General features: G+C 66.5%; 20 protein-coding genes. 18 read left to right on the top strand and 2 right to left on the bottom strand.

The genetic code is table 11. The annotated features are described in order from the left end of the window. Positions 1-60: 60 nt before the first annotated feature. Positions 61-798, bottom strand: a complete 738-nt coding sequence (locus BMY25_RS07775) for an N-acetylmuramoyl-L-alanine amidase (RefSeq protein WP_092496065.1) — start codon at positions 796-798, stop codon at positions 61-63. Next, positions 795-1,496 (bottom strand): TerB family tellurite resistance protein, encoded by a 702-nt coding sequence (locus BMY25_RS07770; RefSeq protein WP_092496064.1) that lies wholly within the window; start codon positions 1,494-1,496, stop codon positions 795-797. Before BMY25_RS07770 ends, BMY25_RS07775 begins: the two co-directional genes overlap by 4 nt. Positions 1,497-1,967: 471 nt before the next feature. Here BMY25_RS07770 and mraZ point away from each other — a divergent pair, with 471 nt between their 5' ends. The 18 genes from mraZ (at position 1,968) to BMY25_RS07680 (ending at position 23,092) form a co-directional block, all read left to right on the top strand. Continuing rightward, complete coding sequence (gene mraZ / locus BMY25_RS07765; RefSeq protein WP_092496063.1) at positions 1,968-2,435, top strand: division/cell wall cluster transcriptional repressor MraZ; 468 nt, start codon at positions 1,968-1,970, stop codon at positions 2,433-2,435. Next, complete coding sequence (gene rsmH, locus BMY25_RS07760; RefSeq protein ID WP_092496062.1) at positions 2,435-3,475, top strand: 16S rRNA (cytosine(1402)-N(4))-methyltransferase RsmH; 1,041 nt, start codon at positions 2,435-2,437, stop codon at positions 3,473-3,475. Before mraZ ends, rsmH begins: the two co-directional genes overlap by 1 nt. Continuing rightward, positions 3,472-3,822 carry a cell division protein FtsL gene (gene ftsL / locus BMY25_RS07755; protein WP_092496061.1) on the top strand — a complete coding sequence of 117 codons (351 nt, stop codon included), beginning with the start codon at positions 3,472-3,474 and terminating at the stop codon, positions 3,820-3,822. The genes rsmH and ftsL overlap by 4 nt, the downstream gene beginning before the upstream one ends. Then, positions 3,819-5,531: a peptidoglycan D,D-transpeptidase FtsI family protein gene (locus BMY25_RS07750; protein WP_092496060.1), complete on the top strand. Its 1,713-nt coding sequence runs from the start codon at positions 3,819-3,821 to the stop codon at positions 5,529-5,531. The genes ftsL and BMY25_RS07750 overlap by 4 nt, the downstream gene beginning before the upstream one ends. Before the next feature lie 105 nt (positions 5,532-5,636). Continuing rightward, on the top strand, positions 5,637-7,028 hold the full coding sequence (locus BMY25_RS07745) for a UDP-N-acetylmuramoyl-L-alanyl-D-glutamate--2,6-diaminopimelate ligase (RefSeq protein WP_092496059.1): 1,392 nt from the start codon (positions 5,637-5,639) through the stop codon (positions 7,026-7,028). Next, entirely contained in the window at positions 7,025-8,452 is a 1,428-nt protein-coding gene (locus BMY25_RS07740; RefSeq protein WP_092496058.1) for a UDP-N-acetylmuramoylalanyl-D-glutamyl-2,6-diaminopimelate--D-alanyl-D-alanine ligase, read from the top strand. The genes BMY25_RS07745 and BMY25_RS07740 overlap by 4 nt, the downstream gene beginning before the upstream one ends. A gap of 20 nt (positions 8,453-8,472) precedes the next feature. Further along, positions 8,473-9,555: a phospho-N-acetylmuramoyl-pentapeptide-transferase gene (mraY, locus tag BMY25_RS07735; RefSeq protein ID WP_092496057.1), complete on the top strand. Its 1,083-nt coding sequence runs from the start codon at positions 8,473-8,475 to the stop codon at positions 9,553-9,555. A 2-nt stretch (positions 9,556-9,557) separates the two neighbouring features. Then, a complete protein-coding gene (murD, locus tag BMY25_RS07730) occupies positions 9,558-10,967 on the top strand; it encodes a UDP-N-acetylmuramoyl-L-alanine--D-glutamate ligase (RefSeq protein WP_092496056.1) in 1,410 nt (469 codons plus the stop codon). Beyond that, positions 10,964-12,112: a peptidoglycan glycosyltransferase FtsW gene (locus BMY25_RS07725; protein ID WP_092496055.1), complete on the top strand. Its 1,149-nt coding sequence runs from the start codon at positions 10,964-10,966 to the stop codon at positions 12,110-12,112. Before murD ends, BMY25_RS07725 begins: the two co-directional genes overlap by 4 nt. Positions 12,113-12,116: 4 nt before the next feature. Further along, positions 12,117-13,202, top strand: coding sequence for an undecaprenyldiphospho-muramoylpentapeptide beta-N-acetylglucosaminyltransferase (gene murG / locus BMY25_RS07720; protein WP_092496054.1), 1,086 nt, complete (start codon positions 12,117-12,119; stop codon positions 13,200-13,202). Between the two features lie 14 nt (positions 13,203-13,216). Next, positions 13,217-14,650: a UDP-N-acetylmuramate--L-alanine ligase gene (gene murC / locus BMY25_RS07715; protein WP_092496053.1), complete on the top strand. Its 1,434-nt coding sequence runs from the start codon at positions 13,217-13,219 to the stop codon at positions 14,648-14,650. Next, positions 14,647-15,660: a UDP-N-acetylmuramate dehydrogenase gene (gene murB / locus BMY25_RS07710; protein ID WP_092496052.1), complete on the top strand. Its 1,014-nt coding sequence runs from the start codon at positions 14,647-14,649 to the stop codon at positions 15,658-15,660. The genes murC and murB overlap by 4 nt, the downstream gene beginning before the upstream one ends. A gap of 366 nt (positions 15,661-16,026) precedes the next feature. Continuing rightward, on the top strand, positions 16,027-16,950 hold the full coding sequence (locus BMY25_RS07705) for a D-alanine--D-alanine ligase (RefSeq protein WP_092496051.1): 924 nt from the start codon (positions 16,027-16,029) through the stop codon (positions 16,948-16,950). 23 nt (positions 16,951-16,973) lie between these two features. After that, positions 16,974-17,840: a cell division protein FtsQ/DivIB gene (locus BMY25_RS07700; protein ID WP_092496050.1), complete on the top strand. Its 867-nt coding sequence runs from the start codon at positions 16,974-16,976 to the stop codon at positions 17,838-17,840. After that, positions 17,840-19,162: a cell division protein FtsA gene (gene ftsA, locus BMY25_RS07695; RefSeq protein WP_092496049.1), complete on the top strand. Its 1,323-nt coding sequence runs from the start codon at positions 17,840-17,842 to the stop codon at positions 19,160-19,162. Before BMY25_RS07700 ends, ftsA begins: the two co-directional genes overlap by 1 nt. 62 nt (positions 19,163-19,224) lie before the next feature. Next, complete coding sequence (gene ftsZ, locus BMY25_RS07690; RefSeq protein ID WP_092496048.1) at positions 19,225-20,931, top strand: cell division protein FtsZ; 1,707 nt, start codon at positions 19,225-19,227, stop codon at positions 20,929-20,931. Positions 20,932-21,167: 236 nt separating this feature from the next. Beyond that, positions 21,168-22,139 carry a UDP-3-O-acyl-N-acetylglucosamine deacetylase gene (lpxC, locus tag BMY25_RS07685; protein ID WP_092496047.1) on the top strand — a complete coding sequence of 324 codons (972 nt, stop codon included), beginning with the start codon at positions 21,168-21,170 and terminating at the stop codon, positions 22,137-22,139. A 104-nt stretch (positions 22,140-22,243) separates the two neighbouring features. Then, on the top strand, positions 22,244-23,092 hold the full coding sequence (locus BMY25_RS07680; protein ID WP_092496046.1) for an outer membrane protein assembly factor BamD: 849 nt from the start codon (positions 22,244-22,246) through the stop codon (positions 23,090-23,092). Positions 23,093-23,097 lie beyond the last annotated feature (5 nt).

Genomic DNA, 23,097 nt, shown 5'->3' with positions numbered 1-23,097 from the left:
GTGCACGTTCCATCACGAAATGTTACAAAGCCGATTAAAAGTTTCCGGAGCATTTAAGGGTTAAGAAACCCCTACCAGAAGCTTGTGTAGCGTCTCGATAGTCCCCCGATCCGCTATTCCATCGACTCTGGCCGGGCGAAAATGACGTTGAAAGGCGCTCACGATTTCTTCCGTCGCCTTGTCGAAGACTCCGTTGATCGAAAGTCCGTAACCGTAAAGCGCAAGCATTGCTTGCAGGGCTTCTACTGGCTGGCCTTGATCTCCTCTTGAGAAGAACATCCCTCCACTTGTTTCTACTGGTTCCACCCAATGGCCGATCCCCGCCTCATGAAGGAGGTCCCAAGGGAAGCGCTCGCCGGGATCGACCTTGCGGGACGGGGCGACGTCGGAGTGGGCGAGCACCCGGTGGGGTGGAATGGGATGGCGTCCTACGATCTCGCGGCAGAGCGCGATCAAGGCCTCGATCTGCGCCGGCGGGAACTCGGGGAGGCCGCCGGTATGGCCGGGGTTGGCGATCTCGATGCCGACGGAACGGGAGTTGATGTCGGTCTCGCCGGCCCAGCTGGAGGCACCGGCATGCCAGGCGCGGCGGTCCTCCGGCACAAGGCGGACGAGCCGGCCATCCCGGTGGACGACGTAATGGCTGGAAACCTCGCTTTCCGGATTGCAGAGCCAGCGCTGCGCTTCGCCGTCATCCGGCATGCCCGTATAATGCAGGATCAGGATGTCGACCGGCCCGGTGCGGCGCTCGCCGTGATTGGGCGAGGGGCAATCCTCGATCGGGAGAGGCGAGGTCATGCGATCTTCCTTTGCCGGGCCACGTCGTCCCAGGCGGCATTGATGGCGGCGAGGCGATCCGTGGCGATCTTGATGAATTCTTGCGGCAGGCCGTGGCCGACCAGGCGGTCCGGATGGTTTTCCACCACCAGCCTGCGGTAATGGCGCTTCAGGGTCGCGTTGTCCCACGTCCGGTCGGCGCCCAGGATCAGGTAGGGGTCGGTTTCGCCGCCGATATGTCGCGCGGAAATGCGGGCGAATTCCTCGGCGGAAAAGCCGAACAGCTCCGCGACCCGGGCAAGGAAGGCCAACTCGCGCTCATGCACGGCGCCGTCCGCCTTGGCGATGTGGAAGAGCCCGTCGACGATCTCCTCCAGCATGGTGGGATCGTCTGGGAACAGCTCCCGTACGTCGCGCGCGTAGCTCTCGAAACCCGCGATATCGCTCTTGGCGAGATTGTAGACGCGGCTGACATTCCGCTCTTCGCCCAGCGGAATGGTGAAGATGCGGCAGAAGGCGTCTATCTCCGGCGGACTCACCACGCCGTCCGCCTTCGCCATCTTGGCCGAAAGCGCCACCATGGCGATGGTGAAGGCCACCTGCTTGCGGGTGTCGCGGCTGGAAAGGCCGGCCACCAGCCCGCGCATTCCGGCAACCGCGTTGCCGACCGCCGCGGCGCTTCCGGAGATCAGGTCTCCCAGTCTGGATAAAAGGCCCATCGTCCTCTCTGCGTCCATGCTGATCAGGTCCTAACGCCAGCTGCTCTCCGGCGGAAGGGATCGTGGATGTCGAGGCCCGGGCCGCGTGCGGCCGAAGGCCTCCCCGCCGTCTTCCGGGCCCGGAACTCCGGCTTTGCGCCGTCCTCTGGGAAAGCTGGGGAAGGGGCTTCGCTTACCACCTGTTTACCATCTTTGTTCACCCTGTCGCTTCGTCGATGCGAGCTGCTTCGGCGTGGCAAGCGCCCATGCCGAACATGGTTAGTGGGACGTAATTCCATTGGACACCCATACCATCCCATGATAGTCCAAATCATCCCGGCATCGGATCGGTGCTTCCCTCCAAGAGGGACCGCCTTCGGCCCGTCGGCAGCCTCTCTCGAGTGGAGGGGTCGCAGGCAACGGGTTCGGCTGTCCGTTCGCGGCAGGTCGGGAAGCGGCGCGGCATGGCGCAGGAGGGGCAGGGCGCAGGGAATGGACGGCTTCGTTGCAACCTTCACGAACCGGCTCGACGGCAAGGGCCGCGTGTCGGTGCCGGCGCCCTTTCGGGCGGTGATGGCGCGCGAGGGCCATGAGGGCGTCTATTGCTATCCCGCGCTGGATCAGCCCGCGATCGATGGCGGCGGCCAGAAGCTGCAGCAGGCGATCGGCGAGCGCCTTTCCGTCTTCGAGACCTTTTCCGAAGAGCATGAAATTCTCTCCACCGCCTTTTACGGCGAGAGCCGCGTGCTGAAGATCGACGGCGACGGCCGTATCGTGCTGCCGGACGAGTTCCGCGAGCATGCCGGCATTTCCGACAGCGCCGTCTTTGTCGGGCAGGGTTATAAATTCCAGATCTGGGAGCCCGGCCAGTTCGCCGAGCGGCAGCGCCAGGCGCGCGCCCATCTGCGCTCTGTGACCAGAAGCCTCTCCTCCAAGAACCCGGCTGGGGGCGACGCGTGATGACATCCTCGCTCAACGATCGCGACGACGTTCCGGCCGCCGGCGGCGCCGAGCGTCACATTCCCGTGCTGCTCGCCGAGGTGCTGGAGCATCTCGCCGTGAAGCCGGGCGGCCGCTATATCGACGGCACTTTCGGGGCTGGCGGATATACCGGCGCGATCCTCGGGCAGGGCGGCGAGGTGCTCGCCATCGACCGTGACCGCACGGCGATCGATGCCGGCCAGGCGCTGGTGCAGGCATCCGCCGGTCGCCTCCGTCTGGTGGAGGGGCGCTTCTCCGATCTCGATGCCCATGCCGAGGCGCAGGGCTTCTTGCCGCCGGACGGCATCGTTCTCGATGTCGGCGTGTCCTCCATGCAGCTCGACCAGGCGGAGCGGGGCTTCTCCTTCCGCTTCGACGGGCCGCTCGACATGCGCATGGACCAGAGCGGGCCGGATGCCGCGACCGTCGTCAACAATGCGCCGGTCAACGAGCTGACCCGGATCATCGGCATCCTCGGCGAAGAGAACAAGGCCGTGCGGATCGCGCGCGCGATCGACGCCGCCCGCAAGGAGGCGCCGATCGTCACCACGCGCCAGCTCGCCGAGATCATCGCCAAGGCCGCGCCCCAGGGCGGGCAGCGCATCCATCCCGCGACCCGGACGTTCCAGGCGCTCCGCATCTTCGTCAATCGCGAGCTGGAAGAACTCGCCCGCGCGCTTGCCGCCGCCGAGTCCGTTCTGGACGAGGGCGGACGCATCGTCGTCGTCGCCTTCCATTCGCTGGAAGACCGGATCGTGAAGCGTTTCCTGCAGGAGCGTTCGCGCGAGGAGCGCGGCTCGCGCCACGCGCCGCTGGTGCAGTCCGCCGTCCCCAGTTTCGAACTCCTGACCCGCCGCTCGGTTGAGCCGGGCGAGGCCGAGACCGCCGTCAACCCGCGCGCCCGCTCTGCTCGCCTGCGTGCCGCCATCCGCACATCCGCTCCCGCCCATGCCCTGGATTTCCGGGCGGTGGGTGTTCCCATCCTCGCCGGTATTCCGGGACCGGAGGCATACGCATGATCCGCTGGCTCCAAATCCTGTCCGTGATGGCTGCCGCCACGGCGGCCTTCGTGGTCTTCCAGATCAAGTATCGCGCCGAGGCCGTGGCGGAGAACGTCGCGGCCCTGCAGCGCAAGGTCGACCAGCAGCGCGAAACCATCTCGCTGCTGAACGCCGAGTGGAGCTTCCTGAAGCAGCCCGGCCGGATCGAGGGGCTGATCAACCGGCACAACGACCAGATGCAGCTGCAGCGCGTCGATCCCGTGCAGATCATCGACCCCAGCATCCTGCCCATGCGCCCGGCGCCCAAGCCTGAAGACACCGCTGCCCTTTCGGCGCTCCTGGGCGCCAATGGAGACGCCAAATGATCCAGCAGACCTCACAATCGGCCTGGCGTCATGTCCGCAACGCCGCCTTCGGCGGCAACCGGGGCGGCTCGCGCGGCGGCAAGGTGCGCGTCGCGCTGGCGATGGGCGGTTTCGGACTTCTCTACAGCGTGCTGGCCATGCGGCTGGTCATGATCGGCGTCGGCGGCGAGACCGACGACAAGAGCTCGCCCGTTGCGGTGTCCTCGTCGCAGGCGCGGCCCGACATCACCGATCGTCGCGGCGAGATCCTGGCCACCGACATCAAGACGGCCTCCCTCTTCGCCGAGCCGCGCAAGATCGTCGATCCGGACGAGGCGACGGAACTGCTGACCACCGTCTTCCCGGACATGAACCGCGCGCGCCTGCGCCGCCAGCTCTCCACGAACAGCGGCTTCGTCTACCTGCGCCGCGAGTTGACGCCGCGCCAGCAGCAGACGGTCCACGATCTCGGCATTCCCGGCATCGGATTCCGTGTCGAGAACAAGCGCTTCTATCCCGGCGGCGCCACGGCTTCGCATGTCCTCGGCGAGGTCAATATCGACAACCAGGGCATCGCCGGCATCGAGAAGTATATCGACCGCAGCGGCCTGACCGACCTGAACGCGGCCGGCTTCGACATCGGTCACAATTCCGAACCGGTGAAGCTTTCCATCGACCTCCGCGTCCAGAACGTGGTGCGCGACGAGATCGCCCAGGGTCTGGCGCATTACGAGGCGACCGGCGCGGTCGGCATCGTCATGGACGTCCGAACCGGCGAAGTGATCGCCATGAGTTCCGGCCCGGATTACGACCCGAACGATCGTGCGCAGGCGCTCGACAAGAACAACATGAACCGGGCCACCGTCGGCGTCTACGAGATGGGCTCGACCTTCAAGACCTTCACCACCGCCATGGCGCTGGACGCGGGCGCGGCGACGCTGAACTCGTCCTTTGATGCCAGCCATTCGCTGCAGATCGGGCGCAACACGATCCACGACTTCCACAGCAAGGGTCGCTGGCTGACCGTTCCCGAGATCTTCAAGTATTCCTCCAACGTGGGCACGGGCCGTATGGTCCTGAAGCTCGGCGTGGACAAGCAGAAGGAATATCTGAAGCGGTTCGGCTTCCTCGACACGCTGCGCACCGAACTGCCGGAAGCCGGTGCGCCGATCGTGCCGAAGGCCTGGCCTGAGATCACCTCCGTCACGGTGGCGTTCGGTCACGGCATCTCCGTTTCCGCGCTGCAGACGGCGGCAGCCGGCGTCGCGGTCGTCAATGGCGGCGTCTACTTCCCTCCGACCTTCCTGACCCGTTCGCAGGACGAGGCCGCCCAGGTCGGCCGCCAGGTGATCAAGCCGGAAACGAGCGCCGACATGCGCAAGCTCCTGCGCCTCAACGTCATCGACGGTTCCGGCCGCTCGGCCAACATTCCGGGCTATCTCGTCGGCGGCAAGACGGGCACGGCCGAGAAGGTGGAGAACGGGCGCTATTCCAAGACGCGCGTGATGAACGCCTTCCTCTCCGCCTTCCCGATGGACAAGCCGCGCTATCTCGTCTTCACGCTGATCGACGATCCCAAGAACGTCGACGGCCGCGACAACCAGTCGGCCCACAATGCTGCCCCGATGTGCGGCAATATCATCCGCCGTATCGCGCCGATGCTTGACGTCGCACCGCGCCCGGCCGATCAGGAAGACGCCGCCGTCATGGCGATTGCCTCGGCACAGTGAGGTCATGTGACGCCCGAACGACGACACTCTCCGCGAAGGCTGGACGCGCTTTTTCCCGATACGGCTGAGGTCGCCGGGGAAGTCGCGGGCCGCCTCATCAATGGAATGACGGCAGACAGCCGGGCCGTGAAGCCCGGCTTTCTGTTCGCAGCCCTGCCGGGCGAGCGGGCCGACGGCGCCCGTTTCGTGTCGCAGGCCATCGAGGCCGGCGCGGCCGCGATCCTGATCGGCGACCAGCCGCTGGAAGGCAAGATTTCCGTTCCCCTGATTCGCTCGGCCGATCCGCGTCGGGCGCTGGCGCTCGCCGCCGCCCGCTTCTACGAGCGTCAGCCGAAGACGGTGATCGCGGTCACCGGCACCAACGGCAAGACGTCCGTCGCCGTCTTCGTGCGGCAGATCTGGCAGAAGGCGGGCTTCCGGGCCGCGAGCCTCGGCACGATCGGGCTGATCGCGCCGGACGGTTCCGTGCGTCCGAGCCTGACGACTCCCGATCCGGTCAGCCTGCATCAGATGCTGGCGGACCTCGCGGACGATAACGTGACCCATCTCTCCATGGAAGCCTCCAGCCACGGCCTCCAGCAGCGCCGGCTCGACGGGGTCAGGCTGAGCGCGGGCGCATTCACCAATCTCACCCGCGACCACCTCGATTATCATCGGACGCTGGAAGACTATCTCCGCGCCAAGCTCCGGCTGTTCGATACGCTGCTGGAAGAGGGCTCGCACATCGTCGTCGATGCCGACGAGCCGCAGGCCGAAACCATCCGGATGATCGCCAAGAAACGCGGCGAGATCTTCGGCAGCATCGGACGCAAGGGCGAGACGCTGAAGCTCGTCTCGGTGACGCGAATGTCCGACGGCGTCCGGCTTGTCGTGGAAGCGGAAGGCGAGCGCCATTATGTGCCGCTGCCGCTGGTCGGCGACTTCCAGGTCTCCAACGCGCTGGTCGCCGCGGCACTCGCGATCGCGACCGGGGTCCCGACAAAGGTCGCGCTGGAAGCGCTGGCCGACCTGAAGGGCGCTTCCGGGCGGCTGGAGTTGATCGGCAGTCACCCGTCCGGCGCGCAGGTCTTCGTCGATTACGCCCACACGCCCGAAGCGCTGGCCAAGGCGCTGCAGGCCCTGCGTGCGCACGCCGAGGGGCGTCTCGTGGTGATCTTCGGCGCTGGCGGCGACCGCGATACCGGCAAGCGCCCGCTGATGGGCAAGGCCGCCGCCGGGAACGCGGACCATGTCATCGTGACCGACGACAATCCCCGCAGCGAGGATCCTGCCGCTATCCGCAAGGCCGTGCTCGCCGCCGCCCCGGGCGCCGAGGAGATCGGTGACCGCCGTGAAGCCATCCGCCATGCCGTTGCCGGGCTGAACAAGGGCGACGTGCTGCTGGTGGCCGGCAAGGGACATGAGACCGGCCAGACCATTGGCGACAAGGTGCTGCCTTTCTCCGACCAGCAGGAAGTGCGCGACGCGCTCGCAGCCATTGCCGGAGGGTCCGAATGAGCGCTCTCTGGTCCCTCGATGCTCTGCTCGCCGCGATCGGCGGCCGGCTGATCGGCAACGCTCCCGCCGAGATCACCGGCATATCCATCGACAGCCGCACCGTCGGCCCGGGCGAAGCGTTCTTCGCCATCAGAGGCGACCGCTTCGACGCCCATGCCTTCGTGGCCGGCGCGCTGAAAGCCGGTGCGGCGCTGGCCGTCGTCTCGCAATCCCGTGTTGACGAAATCGGTCCGGTAGAGGGGGCACTGCTTGTCGTCTCCGACGATCCGCTGGATGCGCTGGAGCGTCTCGGTCGCGCCGCGCGCGCGCGCATGACCGGCAAGGTCGTCGCGGTCACCGGTTCGGTCGGCAAGACCTCCACCAAGGAGATGCTCCGCACCGTCTTCTCGCCGCTGGGGCGCACCCACGCGCCGGTCGGCTCCTTCAACAATCACTGGGGCGTGCCGCTGACGCTCGCCCGCATGCCGGCGGACACCGAATTCGGCATTTTCGAAATCGGCATGAACCATTCCGGCGAGATCCGTCCGCTGGTCGGCATGGTCCGCCCGCATGCGGCGATCGTCACCATCGTCGCCCCCGTGCATCTCGCCTTCTTCGCCGACGAGCGGGAGATCGCGGAAGCCAAGGCCGAGATCTTCGAAGGCCTGTTGCCCGGCGGCGCCGCGATCATCAACCGCGACAACGAATGGTTCGAGCTCCTGGCCGAGCGCGCCCGCGAGCATGGCGGAAAGGTCGTCGGCTTCGGCGAGGATCCCACCTCCGACATCCGTCTGGAGCGTTGCGCGCTGCAGGAGGACGGCTCCACGGCGCAGGCCTCCATCTTCGGCGAGCAACTGGCGTTTCGCGTGGGCGCGCCGGGTCGGCATCTCCTGCAGAATGCGCTTGGCGTGCTGGCCGTCGCTCGCGAGATCGGCGCGGACGTCGCGCGGGTGGCTCTCGGCCTCGCCGGGTTCCGCGCGGCCAAGGGCCGGGGCGAGCGCTTTCTCCTCAGCCATTCCGGTGGCGACTTCATCCTGCTGGACGAGAGCTACAACGCCAACCCGACGTCCATGCAGGCCGCGCTGTCGCTGCTGGCGCAGGTGCGTCCGAGCGGGCTGGGCCGCCGCGTGGCGGTGCTGGGCGACATGCTGGAACTCGGCAACGATTCAGAGGCGTTGCACCGTGGACTGGCCGCCGACATCGCCAGCAATGGCGCGGATCTCGTCTACCTTGCCGGCGCGGAGATGAAGACGCTGTGGGACGAACTCCCCGATGCCTGCAGGGGCGCCTATGCCGCAACCGCCGCGGAACTCGAGCCCATCCTTGTCGATGCAATCCGCCCCGGTGATGTCATCATGCTGAAGGCATCGCTGGGCACGCGATTCGGCCCGGTGGTGGAAACAATCAAGCGCAGGTTTGCGCCGAACCCGCAAAGCGAAACCTGAGCCATGTCTGGAATGTCCGAATGCTAACCTTACTCGGCCAGTTCGCCGATCACAGCCCTGCCTTCAACGTCTTCCGCTACATCACGTTTCGGACGGGCGCGGCGACGATCACGGCCATGCTGTTCGTGTTCCTGTTCGGGCCGGCGATGATCCAGATGCTCAGGCTGAAGCAGGGGCGGGGACAGCCGATCCGCGCCGACGGACCGCAGACGCATCTCGCCAAGGCGGGCACGCCGACCATGGGCGGCCTGATGATCATGACGGGCGTGCTGGTCTCGACACTGATCTGGGGGAACCTCCAGTCGATCTACGTCTGGTCGGTGCTGCTCGTCACCGTCGGTTTCGGGCTGATTGGCTTCTACGACGATTATCTGAAGGTGACGAAGGCGACGGAGCGCGGCTTCTCCGCCAAGGCGCGGCTGGGCCTGGAGTTCCTGATCGCCGCCGTCGCGGTCTTCGTGATGACCCGCGCGGGCGACCGCCCGCTGCCGATGTCGCTGGCGTTCCCCTTCGTGAAAAGCTGGGTCCTCAATCTCGGCCTGTTCTTCATCGTCTTCGCGGGCTTCGTCGTGGTGGCCGCCGGCAACGCGGTGAACCTGACGGACGGCCTCGACGGCCTCGCCATCGTGCCGGTGATGATCGCAGCGGCCTCGCTTGGCATGATCGCCTACCTCTCCGGCAACTCCGTGTTCGCCGACTACCTGCAGATCCATTACGTCCCGGGCACGGGTGAGCTCTCGGTGCTCTGCGGCGCGTTGATAGGCGCCGGGCTGGGCTTTCTCTGGTTCAACGCGCCACCTGCCGCCATCTTCATGGGCGATACCGGCTCGCTGGCGCTGGGCGGTCTTCTCGGTGCGATCGCGGTCGCGACCAAGCACGAGATCGTGCTGGCGATCATCGGCGGCCTCTTCGTGGTCGAGGCGCTGTCGGTCATCATCCAGGTCGGCTCCTACAAGCTGACCGGCAAGCGGGTCTTCCGGATGGCGCCGATCCACCACCATTTCGAGCAACTCGGCTGGACCGAGCCGCAGGTCGTGATCCGCTTCTGGATCGTCGCCGTGATCCTCGCCCTGATCGGGCTTTCCACGCTGAAGCTGAGATAACCATGACGGTGAAGCTCAACCATCTCCAGGGACAGCGGATCGGGGTTGTCGGGCTCGCGCGCAGCGGGCTGGCAACGGTGCGCTCGGCGATCGCCGGCGGCGCGAACGTGCTGGCCTGGGACGACCGCGAAAGCGCGCGCGACGCCGCCGCCGAACTCGGCGCCCGCATCGCGGAGCCCGAGGACTGGGCGTGGCCGGAACTCTCCTCTCTGGTGCTGGCGCCCGGCATTCCGCTGACCCATCCCGAACCGCACAAGGTCGTCGGGCTCGCGGCCAATGCCGCCGTCGAGATCATTTCCGACATCGAGCTGCTCTGGCGCGAGGTCGATGCGCGCGGGCTGGGCGACCAGTGCCGCTTCGTCGCGATCACCGGCACCAACGGCAAGTCCACCACCACCGCGCTGATCGGCCATGTGCTGGCGGAAGCCGGGATGCGGGTTTCGGTGGGCGGCAATATCGGACGCTCGGCGCTGGATCTCGACGATCCCGCCGACGACCGGATCTACGTCCTGGAAATGTCGTCGTACCAGCTCGACCTGACGGTGCGCTTCCGTCCCCATGTCGCGGTGTGGCTGAACCTCACGCCGGACCACCTCGATCGGCACGGCGACATGACCGGGTATCGCCTGGCCAAGGAGCGGATCTTCGCCAATATGGGCGCGCACGACACGGCCGTGCTGGGCATCGACGAGCCCGTCATGGAAGACGTCGCGGCCAGGCTCGTGGAGTGGGGCGTGCCGATTCTGGAAACGGTGTCGGTGGAAGAGAACGAGGGCGCTTCGTTCTTCGTCAATTCCGAGGGGCGCCTGATCGAATCGGGCGAGCCGTCAGTGTCCTTCGCGCCGCTGCCGACGCTGCGCGGCCGTCACAACTGGCAGAATGCGGCCTGCGCCTATGGCGCCGTCCGCGCGCTCGGCCTCACGATCGATCAGGTCATGACGGGCATGCAGAGCTTTCCGGGGCTCGCGCATCGGATGGAAGTGGTCGGCCGTCGCGGCCGGGTGCTCATCGTCAACGATTCCAAGGCGACCAACGCGGACGCGACTGCAAAGGCGCTCGCCACGTTCGAGCCGATCTACTGGATCGCCGGCGGTGTTCCCAAGGCCGGCGGCATCGCCGATCTCGCGGAGTTCTTCCCCCGGATCGCGAAGGCCTATCTCATCGGGCAGGCGGCGGAAGACTTCTCCGCCACGCTTTCCCGCAAGGTGCCGCACGTCATCGCGGGCGACCTGCAAACCGCCGTCCGGCTTGCTGCCGACGACGCGGCCCTGGATGAGGCTGCCGAGCCGGTGATCCTCCTCTCGCCGGCCTGTGCGTCCTTCGACCAGTTCCCCGATTTCGAAGCCCGGGGCGACGCTTTCAGACAAGCCGTGAACGTTCTCGATCGCTCTCATCAGGAGACATCAGCATGATCAGTCGCGCGAACCGCTCTCCTCTCGCGGAATGGTGGTGGACCATCGACAGGACGCTCCTGTCGCTGGTGCTGATCATGCTCCTCGGCGGCGTCGTCCTGTCGCTGGCGGCCAGTCCGGCCGTCGCCGAGCGAATCGGGCTGGAGCCGTTGCATTTCTTCTACCGCCAGGCCCTGTTCGCTCCGGTTTCGGCGGCAATCATGATCGGCATCTCCTTCCTGACGCCCCGGCAAATACGGCGCGCGGCGCTGATCGTGCTGGTTCTCGGGCTCGGCATGATGGTGGGCGTGCTGCTCTTCGGGGCGGAGGTGAAGGGTTCCCGGCGCTGGTTCTCCGTGGCCGGGCTTTCCGTCCAGCCCTCCGAGTTCGTGAAGCCCGCTTTCATCGTCATCTCCGCGTGGCTCTTCGGTGAGGGTAACCGGCCGGACATTCCCGGCCGACTGCTGGCTGTCGGATTGCTCGTCGTCGTCCTGGCGTTGCTGGTTGCCGAACCCGACCTTGGCCAGACGATGCTGACCACCGCCTGCTGGGGCACGCTGCTTTTCCTCGCCGGCGTGTCGCCGATGCTGGTGGTCGGTCTCGGTGTCCTGTCCGGCGGCGGTCTTGCCGCGGCCTACTTCGTGTTCCCCCACGTGGCGGCACGTATCGATCGCTTCCGCGACCATTCCTCGGGCGACACGTTCCAGATCGACACGGCGCTGCAATCCTTCCGCTTCGGCGGCTGGTCGGGCACCGGTCCGGGCGAAGGCGTGATGAAGCGCGTCTTGCCGGACGCCCATACCGACTTTGTGTTCTCCGTCGTGGGCGAGGAATTCGGCATCATCCTCTGCCTGATCATCGTCTCGCTCTTCCTGATCCTCGTGCTTCGCGGCATGAGCCAGGCGCTGAAGCGCAACAGCGCCTTCGAACGCATGGCGATCGCCGGCCTCGTCACGCAGATCGGCATGCAGGCCTTCATCAACATGGGCGTGAACCTGCAGCTTCTGCCAGCCAAGGGCATGACACTGCCCTTCATCTCCTATGGCGGCTCGACGCTCATCGCGACGGCTTTGACAACCGGCTTCCTGCTGGCGCTCTCCCGCCGCTCCGTGTCGCAGCAGAACACCATCGTGCCGCGTCCGCACTCGGCCATGGTCGCGGCCTGAGCGGATGGCAGGAACCGCCCTTCTGGTCGCCGGGGGAACCGGCGGCCACCTCTTTCCGGCGCTCGCCCTGCGCGAGGCGTTGCTCCGTCGTGGCTGGAACGTTCAACTTGCCACCGACCCTCGCGTCGGCGAGTTCGTGAAGGGCGTTCCGGCCGGGGATACCCACATCGTCCGCTCCGCATCGCTTGCCGGCGGCAACCCGGTGAAGATGGCCGGATCTGTCGCGACGCTGGGACGCGGCGTGCTGGAGTCGCGCAAGCTGCTTGCCCGGTTGAAGCCCTCAATCGTCGTCGGCTTCGGAGGTTATCCGACCGTACCGCCGCTGGTGGCGGCCCGCACCTCGGGACTGCCGATCCTCGTTCATGAGCAAAACGCGGTGGTGGGGCGCGCCAACAAGCTCCTGATCCGCTTCGGCGCGGTGGTCGCCACCGGCTTTGCCGATCCAAAGGGAGCGCAAGGCGCGCGGCAGGTCGAGCATGTCGGCAATCCAGTGCGCGGCGCAGTGGCCGAGGCGGCGCACCGTCCCTATGACGTGCCCGCAGCGGATGGCCCCTTCAACCTGCTGGTCTTCGGTGGCAGCCAGGGCGCGCGATACTTTTCGGAAGCCGTCCCCGCCGCGATCGCCCTCCTGCCGGAACACCTGAGAAGCCGCCTCCACCTCGTGCAGCAGGCGCGGCCGGAGGACATGGAGCGCGCCGGCGCGGCCTATCGCGAGATCGGCCTCGACGCGGAGCTTCGACCCTTCTTCGACGACATGCCGGCCCGCCTTGCCGACGCGCATCTGGTGCTGAGCCGCGCGGGAGCCTCCACGGTGTCGGAGCTCGCCGTCATCGGCCGCCCGGCGATCCTCGTGCCGTATCCGCACGCGCTGGACCACGACCAGGCGGAAAACGCCAAGGCGCTTGCATCGTCGGGCGGGGCGTGGCTTGTGCCGGAACGGGAATTGACAAGCGAGGCTCTGGCCGCGCGCCTCCGCGATTTCATGGAAAACCCGGCCGAGCTGGCCCGGGCGGCGGCGGGAGCGAAGGCGCAGGGCAGGCCGGATGCGGCCGAACGGCTGGCCGATCTGGTGGAGCGGCTCGCCTCGTAACAGGAGTTTTTCGAATGAAGCTGCCGCGCGACATCGGACCGATCCATTTCGTTGGAATCGGCGGCATCGGCATGAGCGGCATCGCCGAGGTGCTGGTCAATCTGGGTTACCGGGTGCGCGGGTCGGATGCTTCCGACAGCGCCAACGTGCAGCGCCTGCGCGAAAAGGGCGTGGAGGTCGTGATCGGCCATTCCGCCGAGGCGCTGGCCGATGCGGCCGTGGTGGTCGTTTCCTCCGCCATCAAGCGGGATAATCCCGAGCTGAAGGAAGCCCGCGCCAAGGGCCTGCCGGTGGTGCGCCGCGCGGAAATGCTGGCCGAGCTGATGCGCCTGAAATCGGCCGTCGCCGTAGGCGGCACGCACGGCAAGACGACGACCACCTCCATGGTCGCGGCGCTGCTGGATGCCGGCGGCCTCGACCCGACCGTCATCAATGGCGGCATCATCAACGCCTACGGCACGAATGCCCGCATGGGCGAGGGCGACTGGATGGTCGTCGAGGCGGACGAATCCGACGGCACCTTCGTCAAGCTGCCGGCCGACGTGGCGGTGGTCACCAATATCGACCCCGAGCACCTCGATCATTACGGCTCCTTCGACAAGGTCCGCGACGCCTTCCGCGCCTTCGTGGAGAACGTGCCATTCTACGGTTTCGCCGTGATGTGCCTGGATCATCCGGTGGTGCAGGCGCTGGTTCGCGAGATCGAGGATCGTCGCGTCATCACCTATGGCCGCAATCCGCAGGCCGAGGCGCGCTTTCTCGACGTCACGTTCTCCGGCGGCAAGAGCCTCTTCACGGTGGAACGGCGCGACCGGGTTACCGGTGAGATGGAGACGATCGACAACCTCGTGCTGCCCATGCCGGGGGAGCACAACGTTTCCAACGCCACGGCCGCCATCGCGCTGGCGCGGACCCTCGGTATCAGCGCCGACGATATCCGCAAGGGTCTGGCGGGCTTCGGCGGCGTGAAGCGGCGCTTCACCCATACGGGCGAGTGGAAGGGCGTCGATATCTACGACGATTACGGCCACCATCCCGTCGAGATCCTGGCCGTGCTGCGGGCCGCGCGTTCGGCCGCGACCAACAAGGTGGTCGCCGTCGTCCAGCCCCATCGCTACTCGCGCCTGCAGAGCCTCTTCCCGGAATTCTGTGCCTGCTTCAACGAGGCAGACACGGTGATCGTGGCGGACGTCTATGCCGCGGGCGAGGCGCCCATAGAGGGCGTCGATCGCGACGCGCTGGTGGAAGGCCTGCGGGCCGGCGGACACCGCGACGCGCGGCCGCTGCCCAGCGCCGACGATCTCGCGCCGCTGATCTCCACCATCGCCAAGCCCGGCGACATGGTGGTCTGCCTCGGCGCCGGCTCCATCACGCGCTGGGCCCAGGCGCTGCCGAACGAGCTCGCCCAACTCGACGAGATGGCGGAGAAGGCGGAGGCGCAGGCATGAGCCAGACGTTCGCCGAAGGAACCGCCGCGACCCGTGCGCTGAACGGGGCTCCTCTGGACGGAGCGGGGTTGCTCGCTCGCCTGAAGGACCGGCTGGCAGGCTTTCGCGGCAGCTTGCAGGCGGATGCAGCGCTGGCGCCGATCGTCTGGTTTCGCGCCGGTGGCCCGGCCGAGATCCTGGCCATGCCCGCCGATGCCGACGATCTGGCGTTTCTGATGCGCGCGCTGCCGGAGGAGTTGCCGGTTACCGTTTTCGGTCTCGGCTCCAACCTGCTGGTGCGCGACGGCGGCATGCCGGGCGTGGTGATCCGGCTTTCCGCGCGAGGCTTCGGCCATGCGACCGTGGAAGGGAACCGGCTGCGTGTCGGTACGGCGTTGGCCGATCGCCGCGTCGCGGCGCATGCGCTCGACGCGGGCCTCGGCGGCTTTGCCTTCTATCACGGCATTCCCGGTGGCATCGGCGGTGCGCTCCGCATGAACGCCGGCGCCAACGGGACGGAAACCCGTGACCGGCTGGTCGAGGCGGTCGCCATCGATCGGCGCGGCGAGAGGCACGTCCTCTCCAATGCCGATCTCGGCTATTCCTATCGCCATTGCGGCGCGCCCGACGACTTCATTTTCGTCGAGGCGGTGTACGAGGGGGCACCGGAAGAGCCGGAGGCGATCCGCGCCGCCATGGATGCCGTCCAGGCGCACCGTGAGGCCGCGCAGCCGATCAAGAGCCGCACAGGAGGCTCGACCTTCAAGAACCCTGAGGGCAACAAGTCCTGGCAGCTGATCGACGCCGCCGGTTGCCGCGGCCTGCGGGTCGGCGACGCGCAGGTATCCGAGATGCACTGCAACTTCCTGCTCAATGTCGGCGCGGCCACTGGCCACGATATCGAGCTTCTGGGCGAAACGGTTCGCGCCCGCGTGCTGGAGACCAGCGGCATCCGGCTGGAATGGGAAATCAAGCGCATGGGGCGTTTCGGCGCGACCGGCGAAGTCCTGCCTTTTCTCGGCCAGGGCTGACGCGCCTCGAGCGGGCGGCCAGGACCGTCCGCTTTGTCGCCCCAGGCTCCCGCGTTAACCAACGCACGAGGAAGCGAGCCCCGCGGGGTTGATTCCTTCCCGAATCTGGACCGCCCGGCAGCGTCCGCTCCAAAAAAAATCTCATCCGATCTCTGAACTTAACGACGTTCACGGTTCTGCCACAGCGCCGTGATGAGTGTTGATCGGAGCAGGATTTCATTGCGCTGTCAGAGCCTTGTTCGCGCATCCTGAAATGGTAAGCGAAGTGTTTAAGGTCCCACTGAGGGGTAACCTTCATTAACCTTTATTTACGAATTGCCGGCCCATAGTGGCCTCACGCGAACGGAATCGCGGGAGGCTTGGTTAATGGCGGCAGGCAAGCACGTTGCGGTGCTGATGGGCGGGTGGTCTTCCGAACGACCGGTCAGCCTTGCTTCGGGCAAGGCGTGTGCCGACGGTCTGGAAGCAGCCGGTTACCAGGTCACCCGCGTCGATGTCGGCCGCGACGTTGCCGATGTCCTCGCCAACCTGAAGCCGGACGTCGTCTTCAACGCGTTGCACGGCCCGTTCGGCGAAGACGGCTGTGTCCAGGGCATCCTTGAAGTGCTCGGCATTCCCTACACGCATTCCGGGGTCATGGCCTCCGCGCTCGCCATGAACAAGGAAAAGGCCAAGGCCGTGGCGGCTGCGGCAGGCGTTCCCGTCGCAGAACATCGCATCGTCGGCCGCGACGCGGTATCGAAGTCGCATGTGCTGCCGCCGCCCTACGTGGTGAAGCCCATCGCCGAGGGTTCGTCCTTCGGCGTCATCATCGTGGCGAAAGATCAGCCGTGCCCGCCGCAATCGCTGGACGGCGAAGGCTGGGGCTTCGGTGACGACGTGATGGTCGAGCACTATGTGGCCGGGCGCGAGCTGACCTGTGCCGTTATGGGAACCGAAGCGCTCGGCGTGACCGAAATTCTCCCCACCGGTCCCGGATTCTACGACTACGACGCCAAATACGTGGCTGGCGGCTCCCGACACATCGTTCCGGCACCGCTTAAAGACTTTGTTTACCAAAACATTCGCAAGCTCGCTCTGGAAGCGCATCGTGCCATCGGCTGTCGCGGGATTTCCCGCTCCGATTTCCGATTCGACGAGGACGGGACGGGCGAGCTCGTCTGGCTGGAGGTCAACACCCAGCCCGGCATGACGCCAACCTCCCTTGTTCCGGAACTCGCGGCCCACGCCGGTATCGGCTTCTCGGAACTCATGACCTGGATGGTGGAGGACGCATCGTGTCGTCGCTAGGCGCTACGCAAGGGGGATTCAGGGTGAGCGCCCTGTTCGACGGTCGCGATCGTCGCACGGTCGGCCAGCTGCCTCGCCGCATCCGCCGCTTCGCGGCCCGCATCGAGGCGAAGCCGTCCGGCATCGGCCACTTTCCCGCGCTCGTCTTCCTGATGGCGACCGTCGCCTATGGCGTGATCGCCGGCGGCCACGTGCAGGAACTCTCGAACGCGGCCCTGGTCGCGGCCGGGCTTGGGATCCACGAGATCAAGATGACGGGGGAGGCGGAAACCTCCGAGCGCGAGATCCTCGACCAGTTGCAGGTCAAGAACGTGTCGCTCCTGACCTACGATCCGATCGCGGCCCGCGACCGTCTGGCGAAGCTGCCCTGGATCACGCATGCGACGGTCCGCAAGCTCTACCCGAACAAGCTGTCGGTCGAGGTGGAAGAGCGGCAGCCATATGCGCTTTGGCAGAACGGCGGCGCGATCTCGATCATCGACCGGAACGGCCTGAAGATCATGGATTTCGACGGGCGTCCCCATGCGGGTCTCCCCTTCCTGGTTGGCCCCGAGGCGAACCTGGAGGCGGGACCGTTCCGCGAGACGCTGGACGATTTCCCGTCGATCGCCGAACGCACCAAGGCGGCCGTTCTCGTCGCCGGTCGCCGCTGGGACCTCGTGCTCGACAACGGCATCACGGTGAAGTTGCCGGAGACGGGCATCGAGCAGGCGATGGCGCAGCTGGTCAAGCTGCAGGAAGATCATCAGCTCCTGTCCCGCGACATCGTCATCGTCGACTTGCGGCTGCCGGATCGCGTGGCGGTCCGCCTGCCGCAGGGCCGGGACATCAAGGACCTGGAAAAGCAGAACCCCAACGTGAAGCCCTATAAGCTGGCGAGGGCCCACTGATGCATGGCACGACCCAACATTCGAGCGTTTCCCGGGGCAAGACCCTGGGCCTGAAGCGGACGCAGGTGGTCAGCGTTCTCGACGTCGGCTCCACCAAGGTCTGCTGCCTGATCGCGCGGCTGAAGCCGCAGACCGGCGAGCAGCTCCGTCACCGGACCCATTCGGTCGAGGTGCTGGGCTTCGGCTTCACCCGCTCGCGCGGCGTGAAGTCCGGCGTGGTCGTCGATCTGGACGAAGCGGAGAAGGCGATCCGCATCGCCGTCGACCAGGCCGAGCGCATGGCGCAGATGACGATCTCCAGCCTGGTGGTCAACGTCTCCTGCGGCCGGCTGAAGAGCGAGAGCTTCACGGCGACGGTGCCGCTGGCCGAGGCCGCGGTTTCGCAGGTCGACATCCAGCGCGTGCTGGCGGCGGGCGCCGCCCACACGGTCAGTGAAGGCCGGATGGTGATCCACTCGCTGCCGGTGGGCTATTCGCTGGACGGCCAGCGCGGCATGCAGGATCCCGAGGGGATGCTCGGCGAGAATCTCGGCGTCGACATGCACATCGTCAGCGCCGACGACAGCCCGCTGCGCAATCTGGAATTCGCGATCAACCGCTGCCACCTGGAAGTGGATACGATCGTGGCCGCGCCTTACGCCTCCGGTCTCTCCACACTGGTGGACGACGAGGTCGAGCTCGGCGTCGCCTGCATCGACATGGGCGGCGGCACCACCACGCTTTCCGTCTTCCACGGCGGACAGTTCGTCTATTCCGGCGCGATCCCGATCGGTGGGCAGCATGTGACGCTGGATATCGCCCGCGGCCTTTCCACGGGCCTGGCGGATGCGGAGCGGCTGAAGGCGCGCCACGGCTCGGCGCTGCCTTCCAGCTCCGACGACAAGGAAATCCTCACGATCCCGGCGGTCGGCGAGGACGAGCGGGACTATCCCAACACCGCTCCGCGCTCCTCGCTGACCCGGATCATCCGGCCGCGCATCGAGGAAACGCTGGAGATGACGCGGGACATGCTGGTGAAATCCGGCTTTGCCGATCAGGTCGGCAAGCGCGTGGTGCTGACGGGCGGCGCGAGCCAGCTCACCGGCATCACCGAAGCCGCCCGGCGCATTCTCGGGCGCAACGTCCGGCTTGGCCGGCCCCTGGGGATTTCCGGCCTGCCGGACGCCGCCAAGGGACCGGGCTACGCGGTGGCGGCGGGCCTGACGATCTACCCGCAGGTGGCGGGTATCGAGCAGTTTCATGCTCGCGCGAATTCGTGGCTCCCGATGGAGTCGACGGGATACCTCGCCCGGGTCGGGCGATGGCTGAAAGAAAGCTTCTAATCAACGGAATAGCAGGCGGCGCGGCGGCGCCCCTCGCGGAAAGGCGGAAGAGGATCGAGCACATGAGCATCAACCTGAAAATGCCCGATATCCAGGAACTCAAGCCCCGGATCACCGTGTTCGGTGTCGGCGGTGCCGGATGCAACGCGGTCAACAACATGATCGAGGCCGGGCTTGAAGGGGTCGACTTTGTCGTCGGCAACACCGATGCCCAGGCCCTCACCATGAGCAAGGCCGAGCGGCTGATCCAGATGGGTCACTCCGTGACGGAAGGCCTCGGTGCCGGCTCGCAGCCGGAGATCGGCCGCGCGGCCGCCCAGGAAACGATCGATGAGATCAACGATCACCTGTCCGGCGCGCACATGGTCTTCATCACCGCCGGCATGGGCGGCGGCACCGGCACAGGCGCGGCTCCGGTCGTGGCCCGCGCGGCCCGCGAGATGGGCATCCTGACGGTCGGCGTGGTCACCAAGCCGTTCCAGTTCGAGGGCGCCCGCCGCATGAAGCTCGCCGAGGCGGGCATCGAGGAACTGCAGAAGAATGTCGACACGCTGATCGTCATTCCGAACCAGAACCTGTTCCGCATCGCCAACGACAAGACCACCTTCGCCGACGCCTTCGCGATGGCCGACGAGGTGCTCTACTCCGGCGTTGCCTGCATCACCGACCTGATGGTCAAGGAAGGCCTCATCAACCTCGACTTCGCCGACGTGCGCTCCGTGATGCGCAACATGGGCAAGGCGATGATGGGCACCGGCGAGGCTTCGGGCGACAAGCGCGCCGTGGAAGCGGCCGAGAAGGCGATCTGCAACCCGCTGCTGGACGATGTCTGCATGAAGGGTGCGCAGGGGCTGCTGATCTCCATCACCGGCGGTCGCGACATGACCCTCTTCGAAGTGGACGAGGCGGCCAGCCGCGTCCGCGAGGAAGTGGACGGCGAAGCCAACATCATCTTCGGCGCCACGTTCGACGAAAACCTGGAAGGCATCATCCGCGTTTCCGTGGTGGCGACGGGAGTCGACCAGCTGGGAAAGCAGCAGGAGACGGTCACGGCTGACGCGGGCGTCGCCGAACTGACCCGGCGGCTGAAGTCCGTCTCCGCTAATCCGGCTGCCGCTCCTGCTTCGCAGGGCCGCGACGCTGCCGTCACCGCTTTCGCTCTGGACCGCCTGGAAGAAGAACTCGGCGTCGGCCCGAAGGCCCAGTCGGCGGCTCCCCGCCCGGCGGCCCAGCGTCAGCCGGCCGAGCCGGTTCGCGTCGGCCCGTTCCGTCAGGACCCGTCGCTGGTCGCCACCCGTCCGGCCCAGCAGGAATCGGCGGCTCCCCGTCCGGCTCCGGCCCAGTCCGCAGCCTTCATCCCGCCGGCTGCCGAGCGTCCGCAGGAAGCGCAGCCCCGCATGCCCCGCGTGGAGGATTTCCCGCCGGTCGTGCAGCGCCAGATGCGCCAGCCCGCCGCTCCGGTGGCTGAAGAGGAAGACCGCCGTCCGCGCGGCCTGATCGCCCGAATCACGCAGAGCCTCGGCAAGCGCGATGACGACGACCTGACCTCCGGCATGGAGATCGAGCCCCGCGGTCGCCAGCCGCAGGCTCCGGCTCCGCAGGCCCGTGCAGCCGCCCCGTTCGTGAAGCAGCCGCAGCCGCGCCGCACCGGCGAGCCCCAGGCCGCCCACGGCCAGCTCGACACCCGTGGCCGCGTCGCCATGGTGGAACAGCAGCGCGACGAGGATCCGCTGGAAATTCCGGCCTTCCTCCGCCGCCAGTCCAGCTGATCGCCGCAAGGCTCAGCCCAACCTTCAAGCCCGGCGTCGGACCCCCGACGCCGGGTTTTTGTTTACACACCGTTAACGTGCTGAACCCGTTGAGGAATCCGAGTCGGCATCCGTAACAAACGGTAACGAACCTTGATTGGCCCGGCGGCCGATCTGTTTCTAGATAGCTCATCGAGAGGCGGCGAATCGAACGTCATTCCCGACGTGCGGCAGTTGCCTTGGAGTTGAGTGCGGTCATGAAGAAGAACACCACCCCTTTCCAGAAGACGCTGAAGAGCCGGATCGAGCTGTCGGGTATCGGCGTCCATAGTGGGAAGCCGGTGAGCATGACCCTCTCTCCGGCCGATGCCAATACCGGCATCGTGTTCGTCCGCACCGCGGAAGGGCAGGCCGATATCGAGATCCCCGCCATCCACTCCGCTGTCGCCGCAACCGAGCTCTGCACGCTGCTGGGCGATCCGGCCGGCCTGTTCGTCGCCACCGTCGAGCATCTGATGGCGGCGCTGATCTCGCTTGGCGTCGACAATGTTTCCATTGAGATCGACGGCTCGGAAGTGCCGGTGATGGACGGCAGCGCGGCGGCTTTCGTCGATGCAGTCGATCAGGTCGGCCTGGTCGAGCAGAAGGCGCCCAAGCGCTTCATCAAAATCCTGAAGCCCGTGCAGATCGCCGTCGGCGAATCGTTTGCCGAGTTCGTGCCCTTTGACGGTTTCCGTTTCGACGTCGCGATCGAGTTCGCCAACGAACTGATCGGCCGGCAGGAAATGGCGATCGACATCACGCCGGACAGCTTCCGCACCGAGATTTCCCGTGCCCGCACCTTCGGCTTCATGAGCGACGTCGAGCGCCTCTGGAAGGCCGGCTACGCCATGGGTTCTTCGCTGGAGAACTCCGTGGTGATCGGCGAGGACCGTGTCCTCAATCCCGAGGGGCTCCGCTATCCCGACGAGTTCGTGCGCCACAAGCTGCTGGACGCCGTGGGCGATCTGGCGCTTGCCGGCATGCCCTTCGTCGGTTGCTACCGTTCCTACAAGGGCGGCCACAAGGTGAATGCGATGGCGCTGAAGGCGCTTCTCGCCCGCCGCGATGCGTGGACGTACGTGACCGGCGCCACGGCGTCCGCCGAGCGGGACGGGCGCGCTTCCGAGGGCCGTTCCGACGTTCTGTCCGGCATGCTCGCCCCGGCGTTTGCGCCGGATCACTCCTGAACGAAGCCCTGCACCGCTTTTTGCGCATGAACGGCTTGGACAAGTCCGCTACGTCAGGTATTCACAGGCGCATCGTATGCGGCCGGATGTCAGGCGTTAACCTTATGCAGCATCGTTCTTCCGTCTTCTCTGCCGGGCGCGTGCGGGCCGCGGTCTTCGCAGCTCCGGTCCTCGCCCTGCTCATGGCCGGCTGTTCCTCCAAGCCGAAGGCCGATATCGATTCGAGCGATTCGGCCGAGGTGCTCTACAATCGTGGCCTGGCGGAGATGAACGCCGGCGACAGCAAGTCTGCGACCAAGACCTTCAATCAGGTCAACGACCAGTATCCCTATTCGGTCTATGCGCGCCGGGCCGTCGTGCTGTCGGCTGCGACGAACTATCGGCGCGGCCAGTACCAGGACGCCATCAACGACGCGAAGCGCTACACCACGCTTTACCCGACGGGTGAGGACGCGGCCTACGCCCAGTATCTGATCGGCATGTCCTACTTCCACCAGATCCCGGACGTCACGCGCGACCAGGATCAGTCGAAGAAGGCCATCGATGCCATGCAGCTGCTGGTCGACAAGTACCCGGACTCGCAATACGCGGTGGACGGGCGCAAGCGGCTGCAGATCGCCAAGGATCAGCTCGCCGGCAAGGAGCTGCAGATCGGCCGCTACTACGAAGAGCGGCACGAATATCTCGCGGCCGTGAACCGCTTCAAGTCGGTCGTGACCGATTACCAGAGCACGCGTGAAGTCGAGGAGGCGCTGCTGCGCCTTGTCGAATGTTACCTCGCGCTGGGCATCGTTCCGGAAGCGCAGACGGCCGCGGCCGTGCTGGGTCACAACTTCCCGGATAGCCCGTGGTATCACAACGCCTATAATCTGCTGCAGAAGGGTGGCGTCGAGCCGAAGGAGAACCAGGGCTCCTGGATCTCCCGTTCCTTCCGCGGAAAAGCTTCCGGCTGAAGCCT

Source organism: Faunimonas pinastri (genome assembly GCF_900110915.1).
Classification (GTDB): Bacteria; Pseudomonadota; Alphaproteobacteria; order Rhizobiales; family Afifellaceae; genus Faunimonas; species Faunimonas pinastri.
This window is presented reverse-complemented; position numbering and strand designations above follow the sequence as displayed.

Bases quoted from the DNA above. Each gene is read 5' to 3' on its own strand.
- BMY25_RS07775 (WP_092496065.1), bottom strand. From the start codon at position 798: ATGACCTCGCCTCTCCCGATCGAGGATTGCCCCTCGCCCAATCACGGC.
- BMY25_RS07770 (WP_092496064.1), bottom strand. From the start codon at position 1,496: ATGGGCCTTTTATCCAGACTGGGAGACCTGATCTCCGGAAGCGCCGCG.
- mraZ (WP_092496063.1), top strand. From the start codon at position 1,968: ATGGACGGCTTCGTTGCAACCTTCACGAACCGGCTCGACGGCAAGGGC.
- rsmH (WP_092496062.1), top strand. From the start codon at position 2,435: ATGACATCCTCGCTCAACGATCGCGACGACGTTCCGGCCGCCGGCGGC.
- ftsL (WP_092496061.1), top strand. From the start codon at position 3,472: ATGATCCGCTGGCTCCAAATCCTGTCCGTGATGGCTGCCGCCACGGCG.
- BMY25_RS07750 (WP_092496060.1), top strand. From the start codon at position 3,819: ATGATCCAGCAGACCTCACAATCGGCCTGGCGTCATGTCCGCAACGCC.
- BMY25_RS07745 (WP_092496059.1), top strand. From the start codon at position 5,637: ATGACGGCAGACAGCCGGGCCGTGAAGCCCGGCTTTCTGTTCGCAGCC.
- BMY25_RS07740 (WP_092496058.1), top strand. From the start codon at position 7,025: ATGAGCGCTCTCTGGTCCCTCGATGCTCTGCTCGCCGCGATCGGCGGC.
- mraY (WP_092496057.1), top strand. From the start codon at position 8,473: ATGCTAACCTTACTCGGCCAGTTCGCCGATCACAGCCCTGCCTTCAAC.
- murD (WP_092496056.1), top strand. From the start codon at position 9,558: ATGACGGTGAAGCTCAACCATCTCCAGGGACAGCGGATCGGGGTTGTC.
- BMY25_RS07725 (WP_092496055.1), top strand. From the start codon at position 10,964: ATGATCAGTCGCGCGAACCGCTCTCCTCTCGCGGAATGGTGGTGGACC.
- murG (WP_092496054.1), top strand. From the start codon at position 12,117: ATGGCAGGAACCGCCCTTCTGGTCGCCGGGGGAACCGGCGGCCACCTC.
- murC (WP_092496053.1), top strand. From the start codon at position 13,217: ATGAAGCTGCCGCGCGACATCGGACCGATCCATTTCGTTGGAATCGGC.
- murB (WP_092496052.1), top strand. From the start codon at position 14,647: ATGAGCCAGACGTTCGCCGAAGGAACCGCCGCGACCCGTGCGCTGAAC.
- BMY25_RS07705 (WP_092496051.1), top strand. From the start codon at position 16,027: ATGGCGGCAGGCAAGCACGTTGCGGTGCTGATGGGCGGGTGGTCTTCC.
- ftsA (WP_092496049.1), top strand. From the start codon at position 17,840: ATGCATGGCACGACCCAACATTCGAGCGTTTCCCGGGGCAAGACCCTG.
- ftsZ (WP_092496048.1), top strand. From the start codon at position 19,225: ATGAGCATCAACCTGAAAATGCCCGATATCCAGGAACTCAAGCCCCGG.
- lpxC (WP_092496047.1), top strand. From the start codon at position 21,168: ATGAAGAAGAACACCACCCCTTTCCAGAAGACGCTGAAGAGCCGGATC.
- BMY25_RS07680 (WP_092496046.1), top strand. From the start codon at position 22,244: ATGCAGCATCGTTCTTCCGTCTTCTCTGCCGGGCGCGTGCGGGCCGCG.